The sequence below is a fragment of the Streptomyces africanus genome, from assembly GCF_002150735.1.
Lineage (GTDB): Bacteria > Actinomycetota > Actinomycetes > Streptomycetales > Streptomycetaceae > Streptomyces > Streptomyces africanus.
The window spans coordinates 1-8,555 of record NZ_MUKA01000254.1 but is presented as its reverse complement, the minus strand read 5'-3'; the positions used below and the strand labels follow the sequence as shown (position 1 = coordinate 8,555).

At 74.2% G+C, this 8,555-nt stretch carries 8 protein-coding genes; 2 read left to right on the top strand and 6 right to left on the bottom strand.

The window, feature by feature from the left end; genetic code table 11:
- Both CCL05_RS29115 and CCL05_RS29110 read right to left on the bottom strand, forming a co-directional pair.
- Nucleotides 1-550 (bottom strand): HAD family hydrolase (locus tag CCL05_RS29115; RefSeq protein WP_086563599.1); only part of this gene is annotated, 550 nt, incomplete at its 3' end.
- Between the two features lie 44 nt (nt 551-594).
- Nucleotides 595-1,071 (bottom strand): Lrp/AsnC family transcriptional regulator, encoded by a 477-nt coding sequence (locus CCL05_RS29110; protein ID WP_020276158.1) that lies wholly within the window; start codon nt 1,069-1,071, stop codon nt 595-597.
- 209 nt (nt 1,072-1,280) lie between these two features.
- Between CCL05_RS29110 and CCL05_RS29105 the strand changes: the two genes are divergently transcribed.
- Both CCL05_RS29105 and CCL05_RS29100 read left to right on the top strand, forming a co-directional pair.
- Entirely contained in the window at nt 1,281-2,771 is a 1,491-nt protein-coding gene (locus CCL05_RS29105; RefSeq protein WP_086563601.1) for an FUSC family protein, read from the top strand.
- Nucleotides 2,772-3,078: 307 nt separating this feature from the next.
- Nucleotides 3,079-4,134 (top strand): lactonase family protein, encoded by a 1,056-nt coding sequence (locus CCL05_RS29100; RefSeq protein ID WP_086563597.1) that lies wholly within the window; start codon nt 3,079-3,081, stop codon nt 4,132-4,134.
- A 159-nt stretch (nt 4,135-4,293) separates the two neighbouring features.
- Here CCL05_RS29100 and CCL05_RS29095 read toward each other — a convergent pair whose 3' ends face one another.
- The 4 genes from CCL05_RS29095 to CCL05_RS29080 all read right to left on the bottom strand — a co-directional run bounded on the left by CCL05_RS29095 (nt 4,294) and on the right by CCL05_RS29080 (nt 8,243).
- Entirely contained in the window at nt 4,294-5,217 is a 924-nt protein-coding gene (locus tag CCL05_RS29095; protein WP_086563596.1) for a sirohydrochlorin chelatase, read from the bottom strand.
- A 125-nt stretch (nt 5,218-5,342) separates the two neighbouring features.
- Nucleotides 5,343-6,293 (bottom strand): N-acetylglucosamine kinase, encoded by a 951-nt coding sequence (locus CCL05_RS29090; RefSeq protein WP_425275951.1) that lies wholly within the window; start codon nt 6,291-6,293, stop codon nt 5,343-5,345.
- 62 nt (nt 6,294-6,355) lie between these two features.
- On the bottom strand, nt 6,356-7,033 hold the full coding sequence (locus tag CCL05_RS29085; RefSeq protein WP_086563594.1) for a uracil-DNA glycosylase: 678 nt from the start codon (nt 7,031-7,033) through the stop codon (nt 6,356-6,358).
- 112 nt (nt 7,034-7,145) lie between these two features.
- Nucleotides 7,146-8,243, bottom strand: a complete 1,098-nt coding sequence (locus tag CCL05_RS29080; RefSeq protein ID WP_086563593.1) for a beta propeller repeat protein — start codon at nt 8,241-8,243, stop codon at nt 7,146-7,148.
- Between the last annotated feature and the right edge of the window lie 312 nt (nt 8,244-8,555).

Sequence of the window (8,555 nt, the reverse complement as noted above, 5' to 3'; positions counted from 1 at the left end):
TCCCCGCCGCGTGCGCGGCGGCGGCGCCCGGGGCGGCGTCCTCCAGCACCACGCAGGCCGCCGGGTCCGCCCCGAGCCGGCGGGCCGCCTCCAGGAAGACGTCGGGGGCCGGCTTGCCGTGCGCGACCTCGTCGGCCGAGACGACGGTCCGCAGATGGGTGTCGAGGCCCGTGCCCGCCAGGACCGCCTCGATGGCCTCGGGTGAGGATCCCGAGGCCACGGCCATGGGAACGTCCTCGGCCGCGAGCAGTTCGACGAACGTGCGCATCTCGGGGTACGCGCGCGTGGAACGGCGCGCCAGTTCCAGATAGCGACGGTTCTTGGCGGTGAACAGCTCCGCGACGGAGGCCCGCAGGCCGTACCGCTCGATCCAGTCCGCGACCGTCTCCTGCGTGCTGATGCCGACGTACCGCTCGTGGTCCGTCCAGCTGAAGTCGGTGACGCCGTGCTCGGCGAGGGTCTGCCGGCCCGCCTCGTAGTAGTTCGGCTCGCTGTCCACGAGCGTTCCGTCGAGATCGAAGATGACCGATATGCCGCCGAGACTGCTCATGGTTCCAGCATGTCAAAGACCATGATCCGCAGACCGCCGGGGGGTCAGGACCGGGCCGCGCGGCCGATCGACTCCACCAGCGGCAGCAGCCGGTGGGGGACGCGCTCGCGCAGGGCGATCTCGGTGCGGGTGCGGACGACCCCGGGCAGGCTGATCAGCTTCTGGACGACGTCCTCCAGGTGCGCGTTGTCCCGCGCCACGACCCGCGTGAGCAGATCCCCGCCGCCCGTGATGGAGAACGCCTCGACGATCTCGGGCACCGCCGCCAGCGCGTCGCCCACCTCGTCGAGATGCCCCTGGGTGACCTCGATGTGCACGAACGCGAGCACCGGATGCCCGAGCGCGGCGGGGGAGAGGGCCGGTGCCGTGCCGGTGATCACGCCGTCGCGCTCCAGACGGTCGAGCCGGGCCTGCAACGTGCCCCGGGCGACACCGAGGATCCGGGCGTACTCGCGCACGCTCGTGCGCGGCTGCTCCAGCAACAGCCGCAGGATGCGGGTGTCGAGCTCGTCCACGGCCATGCCGCGCCCTCCTCGTCCGTTGGCCCTGCCACGGCTGCTCCGCGACAGCTCCGGCTGTACCAATGGACCAGTCTAGAAAGAGGCTGTTGAGCCAGTGGCCTCCGGGATGCTGATATGGAAGCGTCGATGGCGCTGCGGACTCCGCGGCGCCTTTTCCATGCTTGCTCATCCGGTGTCGTGATCCGGTGGTGTAAAGGGGGCGGTAAGTGGTGCTGACGAGGGTGTTCGTGGCTCCGGACCCGGGGCGGACGCGGCTGCGGTTCGCCACGCGTGCCGTGCTGGGCATCGCGCTCGCGGTCGCCGTGTGCGGCCTCGCCGGACACTCCCTCACCGGGGCCGTCACCGGCGGTCTCGCCGCCCTGCTCGCCCTGTTCACCGTCACCGACGCCACGGTTCGCGGCCAGGCGGTCACCACCGCGCTGCTGCCCGCCGTCGGGCTGCCCGTGCTCACCGCCGCGGCCGGACTGCACGACCACCCGGTGGCCCGCGACCTCACCTTCCTCGCCGTGGTCGGCGCGGGCGTCTACGCGCGCCGCTGGGGGCCGCGCGGACACAGCCTCGGCGTGTTCGCGTTCATGACGTTCTTCGTGGCGCAGTTCCTGCACGCCACCCCGGCCCAGCTGCCCGAGGTCTACGCCGCGGTCCTGCTCTCCGTCCCCGCCGCCGCCGTGGTGCGCTTCGGGCTCTGGTGCTATGAGCGCCGCCTGCCGGCGCCCGCCGTGCCCGTACCGCCGGGCGGCACCGGCCTGGCCCGGGTGACCACCCGCCAGGCGGTCCAGGCGACCGCCGGTGCCGGATTCGCCCTGCTCGTGGGCCAGCTGGTGTCCGGGCAGCGCTGGTACTGGGCCGTCGGCGCCACCTGGTGGATCTTCGTCAACACCACCTCGCGCGGTGAGACCCTGGTCCGCGGCTTCCGCCGGCTCCTCGGCACGGTCATCGGCATCGCCGTCGGCCTGCTCGTGGCCCTGCCCGTGCATGGGGACCCGACGGTCACGGCGGTCCTCGCCGCGGCCTGCGTCTTCGGCATCTTCTACACGGCCGCCGTGTCCTACACCTGGATGATGCTCTGGGTGACGCTTCTCGCCGGGCTGCTCTACGGCCTCCTCGGCGTGCTGGGCCCCGGACTGCTCGCCCTGCGGCTCGCCGAGACCGGCGTCGGCGCACTTGGCGCCGCGCTGGCCGTGATCTTCATCCTGCCCGTCACCACCCACAGCATCACCGACGCCTGGATCCAGCGGGCCCTGCGCTGTGTCCACGCCTGCACCGCCGAGGCCGCCCGGCGCCTGGCGGGCACGGCCGACGCCGACCCGGCCCCGCGGGCGGCCGAACTGGAGCAGCTGCTCGCCCGGGTGCGGCTCTCGGTCGCCCCGCTGGTGCACCCGCTGAACCCGATGCTCGGCCGCAAGCGACGCGCCCGGCACGTACTCGCCCTCCTCGACGACTGCGCCCGGGAGATCCGGGGCCTGGTCGCCGTCGCCGCCGACCCCGAGGCCTCTCACGACGCCCGTCTGGCTGCCGCCTGCTATCGCGTGCAGGCCGCGGTCGAGGCGCTCACCGACGGCGGAGACGTCTCGGTCCAGACGGACGCCCCCACCACGACGGAACCCGCCCTGGCCCACCTCCACGGCCTGGAACGGGCCCTGTCGGAACTCGCCCGGCCGCTGCGCGCCCCGTCGGGTTCGCCGTGGGTGGGCGCGTGAGTGCACAGTGCTGCACGCCCTGGGGAGGGCCCGGTCGGTTCTCGCCCGGCCGATGCGCGCCCTGAGGCCCGGTCGGATCTCGCTCGGCCAGGCGCGCCCCGCCGGTCGACCGTGGGTCGGGGTGCCGGCGCCGCGCGGCGCTGAGGGGCTCTGGCGGGCTTGCCCGGCGGTCGGCGGGGTCGCTGCCGGCCGGGGCTGAGTGCTGCACGCCCCGGGAAGGGCCCCGGCCGGACTCTGTCGATCGCCAGGGCTCAGTCCTTGACCGTTTGGTCTAGACCGCGCATGATCGGCTGCGCGGTCATTCCGGATGGTTGCGGGACGAGAGGGGACAGCCGTGGCTGACGCGAGCGGGCGGCGGGCGTACATCGGGTCCTTCACGGCGGCCGGCGGCCCCGGGATCGTGACGGCGGCCGTCGACGCCGACAGCGGCGCGCTGACCTTCCTGAGCAGCGTCGACGCCGTCCCCGACCCCTCCTACCTGGCCCTGTCCCCCGACGCGGACATCCTGTACGCGGTCAGCGAGACGGCCGAGGGCGCGGTGGCCGCGTACCGCGTGGACGGGGACAAGCCCGAGCCGGCCGGGCGGTCCGTGCCGGTCGACGGGGACGGGCCGACCCACCTCAGCCTGTTCGCCGGACACGTCCTGACCGCCAACTACGGCTCCGGCAGCGTCACCGCGATCCCCGTCCGCCCCGACGGCACCCTCGCCCGGTCCGCCGCCCACGTGCTCCAGCACACCGGCGCGGGCCCGCACGCCCCGCGCCAGCACGGGCCGCACGCCCACCACGTGCAGCCCGACCCGAGCGGCCGCTGGGCCGTGAGCGTCGACCTCGGCACCGACTCCGTGCGGGTCTGCACGCTGACGGACGGCACCCTCGCCCTGCACCGGGAGACGGCCCTGCGGCCCGGCTCGGGCCCACGCCACCTCGCCTTCCACCCGGACGGGTCGTACGCGTACGTCGTCAACGAACTCACCCCCTCCGTCACCGTCTGCCGCTGGGACGCGGCCGAGGGCGTGCTGACGCCCCTGATCGAGACCCCGGTCCTGCCCGGCGCACCGGCGCGCGACGCCTACCCCTCGGGCATCGTCACCTCACCCGACGGCCGCTTCGTGTGGACCGCCACCCGTGGCGAGGACGTCCTGTCCGTGCTCGCCGTCGAGGGCGGGGAACTGCGGCTGATCGCCACGGTGCCCTGCGGCGGCCACTGGCCACGCGCCCTCACCGCCTCCGACGGCTTCCTCTACGTCGCCAACGAACGCTCCGGCGACGTGACGTGGTTCGCCACCGACCCGCGCACGGGCATCCCAAGACGCGGCGGCTCGATCAGGATGACAGCAGCATCATGCGTGGTCGTCGGCTGACGGGGGGGCATGGGGGGCTTTCCCCCCATAAGGGGCGCGGGGAACTGCGCGACAAGCCACGATGCACCCGCACTCGGCCGACAACACCACACCCCGATGGCGAAGGCCCGCCCCGAACCCGGGAGCGGGCCTTCTTGGTCGTACGCGGCGCGCCTCGCGTCAGCGAACCGGTGTCCCCTGCGCCTGCTGCGGCGTGATCCCCAACGCCGTCGTGTACTTGGCCAGCGCCAGCTTCCCGATCGCCGGGTACGGCCCGAGCGACTCGGCGGCGGAGCACTCCGCCTCCTTCGCGGCCTCCTCGACCAGTCCCGGCTCGATCTCCGGCCCGATCAGATACGGCGCGAGGGCCAGCTGCTGCGAACCCGAGGAGCGCAGCTGCTCGGCCACGGACGCGATGGAGCCCTCCTGGTCCAGGGCCGCCGCCATCACCGGCACCGCGAGGCGCGCGGCGAGCAGCATGCCGGTGATCCCGGCCGCCTGCACGGCCTCGTCACCACCCACGGACGCCAGGATGATGCCGTCGGCGGCGGTGGCCACGGTGAACAGCCGGGCACGGTCCGCCCGGGCCAGACCGGCCTCCGACAGCCGCACGTGCAGCGCCTCGGCGAGCAGCGGGTGCGGGCCGAGGACATCGGTCAGCTCGGCGGCGATCCGGCTCTCCATGACGGCCTGGCGGACCCGGCGCAGCAGCGCGCTGTCCGGGCCGGCGAGCAGCGGCACGACGACCGCGACGGGCCCGTCGGGCTCCCTGACGTCCAGGCCGGCGGCACGCGCCTGCTCGAAGCGGGCGGTGCGCTCCTCGGCGGTGTACGCGAGCACGGCCTGAAGCGTGGGGAACTCCGCGTTGTCCCCGTCGAGGTACCCGATGCGGGCGTCGAGGCCGGGCAGCTCGGAGCGGGCGATGCTCACGACCTCTTCGGCGAGGCTGCGGGTGGCGCTACTGGGCGTGCCCGGCACGGCGAGGACGAGCGCGGGCGCGCCCTCGGGAGCCACCAGCGGCTCCGGACGGCGGTGCCGTCCGGGCTGGCGGGGTCGCGGCATTCGTACTGGGAGGCCGGACTCGGGTCCAGTGGGGGAACTCATGGCGCCGCATGTTACTGGTTTCCTGGGCTCCCCTGTTCGGGGAGGGGGCAGGTGAGCGGTATCCGTCCGGTTTTGTCTGATGAGTTACGTACAGATGGAATGACGTGCGGATGGTGTGCGACCGATCAGTCACCCGACAGGGTTGTCACGCTCAGCAGGGCCTCGTCACCCGGCAGAGTGAGCGGACCCGTGCTCAGCTCGGCCGCCATGCGCACCGAGCCGTGCAGCGGATCGCCCTCGGCCGGCACCCGCCGCGCGTGCGGGAGCTGCCGCGCCAGTTCCGCGTCGAGGGGCACGAGGAGCGGATCGCCCATCTTGAACAGGCCGCCGGTGACGGCGAGGCGCGGCTCGCCGCCGGACGGGCACACGGCCGCCGCGGAGTCGGCCATGTGCCGGGCGGCCGCGCGCAGGATGCCCGCCGCCACGGGGTCCCCGTCCGCGCAGGCGGCCACCCGGGGCGCGAACGAGGCGAGGACGGCGGGCCGGTCCGGACGCGGATACAGCGCGCCGGGCAGCCCCGCCACGGGCCCGAACACCTCCTCGGCGCAGGCCAGCAGCGGAGCCGAGCCGCCCTCCCGCCCGTCATGGGCCCGCAGCGCCGCCTCCAGCCCGGCCCGCCCGATCCAGGCACCGCCGCCGCAGTCGCCGAGCAGATGACCCCAGCCGTCCGCCCGACGCCAGTCCGCAAGATCGGTGCCGATCGCGATCAGTCCCGTGCCGCCGGCGATCACGGCACCCGGCCGGGGCCCGAGGGCACCGACGTACGCGGTCACGGCGTCGGCGGCCAGTGCGACCCTCCGTACGCCGAACTCCCGGGCCAGGGCACCCGGCAGTTCCGCGCGCAGCCCGGCACCGAGCGAGGCGAGCCCGGCCGCGCCGACGACGGCGGCGGTCAGCCGCACGGGACCCGCCTCGGCGGTCAGGGCACGCACCAGGGGCAGCAGCCGCGCCATGAAATGCTCGGGGTCGATGCCCCGGTCACCCGTGCGCACCGGCTCGTCGGACGCCCGTCGGGCGAGCGGACCGCGCTCGGCGGTTCCCACGACCACCCGGAGCCCGGACCCGCCGGAGTCCACGGCGAGAAAGCCGGAGCCTTGCGACGCCGGGATTTCCGACGCCGGGCCTTCCGAGGCCCCGGTCACGGCAGGCGCCAGTCCACCGGTTGGCCGCCCTGGCGGATCAGCAGGTCGTTGGCCCGGCTGAACGGGCGGGAGCCGAAGAAGCCCCGGTCCGCCGACATGGGGGAGGGGTGGGCGGACTCCACGGAGGGCAGGTCGCCGAGCAGCGGGCGCAGATTGCGGGCGTCACGGCCCCACAGGATGGACACCAGCGGCTTGCCGCGCGCCGCCAGGGCCCGGATCGCCTGCTCGGTGACCTCCTCCCAGCCCTTGCCCCGGTGGGCGCCGGGCTTGCGCGGGGCGGTGGTGAGCGCCCTGTTGAGCAGCAGCACGCCCTGCCGCGTCCACGGCGTGAGGTCACCGCTGGACGGCTGCGGCAGGCCCAGATCGGCGTTCAGCTCCCGGAAGATGTTGATGAGGCTGCCGGGCAGCGGCCTCACCTCGGGCGCGACCGAGAACGACAGCCCCACCGCGTGCCCCGGGGTCGGATACGGATCCTGACCGACGATCAGCACCCGTACGTCGTCGAAGGGTTGCTGGAAGGCCCGCAACACGTTCGGCCCGGCCGGGAGGTAGGTGCGTCCCGCGGCGATCTCCGCCCGGAGGAAGTCCCCCATGGCGGCGACGCGTTCGGCCACCGGTTCCAGGGCCTTCGCCCAGCCCGCTTCGACGATTTCATGCAAGGGTCGTGGTGCCACGGGCGTCACCCTACTGCCGTACGGGCAGCGGCGATCAACCGGTGGCCAAGGCCCGCTCGTAAGCTCATCCCTCGCCTCGCCCCCCCGCCTGGCCCTCCGCCTCGTCCTCCCCTCAGCCGACGACCGCGGCCCGCACGCACAGCACGTCCGGCAGATGCGAGGCGAGCTGCTGCCAGCTGTCGCCGTCGTCCGCCGAGGCGAACACCTCGCCGTTGCGGTTGCCGAAGTAGACGCCCGCCGGATCCGCGTCGTCCGTGCACATCGCGTCGCGCAGCACCGTGCCGTAGTGGTCCTCCTGGGGCAGGCCCGCCGAGAGCGGCTCCCAGCTCTTGCCCGCGTCCGCCGTCCGGTAGACCCGGCAGCGGTGGTCGGCCGGGACCCGGTCGGCGTCGGCGTTGATCGGGAACACGTACGCGGTGTCGCCTCTGTGCGGATGCGCGGCCGCCGCGAAGCCGAACGTGGACGGCAGGCCCTCGCCGATGTCCGTCCAGTGCGCGCCCGCGTCGTCGCTGCGGTAGACACCCCAGTGGTTCTGGAGGTAGAGCCGGTCCGGGGTCGCCGAGTCCCGGGCGACCTTGTGCACGCACTGGCCGAACTCCGGGTTCGGGTCGGGCAGGAACACCGCGGAGACGCCCGAGTTGGAGGGCGCCCAGGTCGCGCCGCCGTCCAGCGTGCGGAACACGCCGGCGGTCGAGACGGCGACCGTCACCGCCCTGGGATCGCGCGCGTCGGTGAGCACGGTGTGCAGGCCCTCACCGCCGCCGCCCGGCACCCACTTCGACCGCGAGGGGTGCTCCCACAGGGGCCGGACGAGCTCGAACGTCTCCCCGCGGTCCTCCGAGCGGTACAACGCGGCCGGTTCCGTGCCCGCGTACACCACGCCCGGCTCGGCCGCCGCCGGGTGCAGCTGCCACACCCGCTCCAGCGACGCCCCCGTGTCCTTGGGGAACTTGACGGCCGGCCGGGCCGGTTCCGTCCACGTCCGGCCCAGGTCGTCGGAGTGGAACACGGACGGGCCCCAGTGCGCGCTGTCGCCGCCGGCCAGCAGCCGCGGGGTCGCCGTGCGGGTGTCGATGGCGACCGAGTACACGGCCTGCGCGTTGAAGTAGGGGCTCTCGTCGAACTGCCAGGCGCCACCGCCTCGCCGGCGCCCGATGAACAGGCCTTTGCGCGTGCCCACGGCGAGCAGTACCTCGGTCATGCCGATCACCTCCGCGGCGTCGTCGTCGACGCCCTCGTCTCAGACACGGGCCAGTCTGCACCCCACCACTGACAGTCACCCCCCGAGCGGACTCCGGCGCAGGTCAGGGCCGTGTCGACGCCGTGTACGGGCGTCCGTCACCCTCGCCTGCGAAGGCGCCGCCACGGGCCGCGGCGCCCTCCCGGGGTACGTGCAGTGAGCATCCAGCGGCCCTCTTCCGTATGGGGAGGGCGGCGGGATGGTCATGCGCTCGTGAGGAGGATGCCTTCGATGGCGTTACGTGGTCCGAAGGTGTGGCTGTGGCGCTGGCGGCGCAATCCG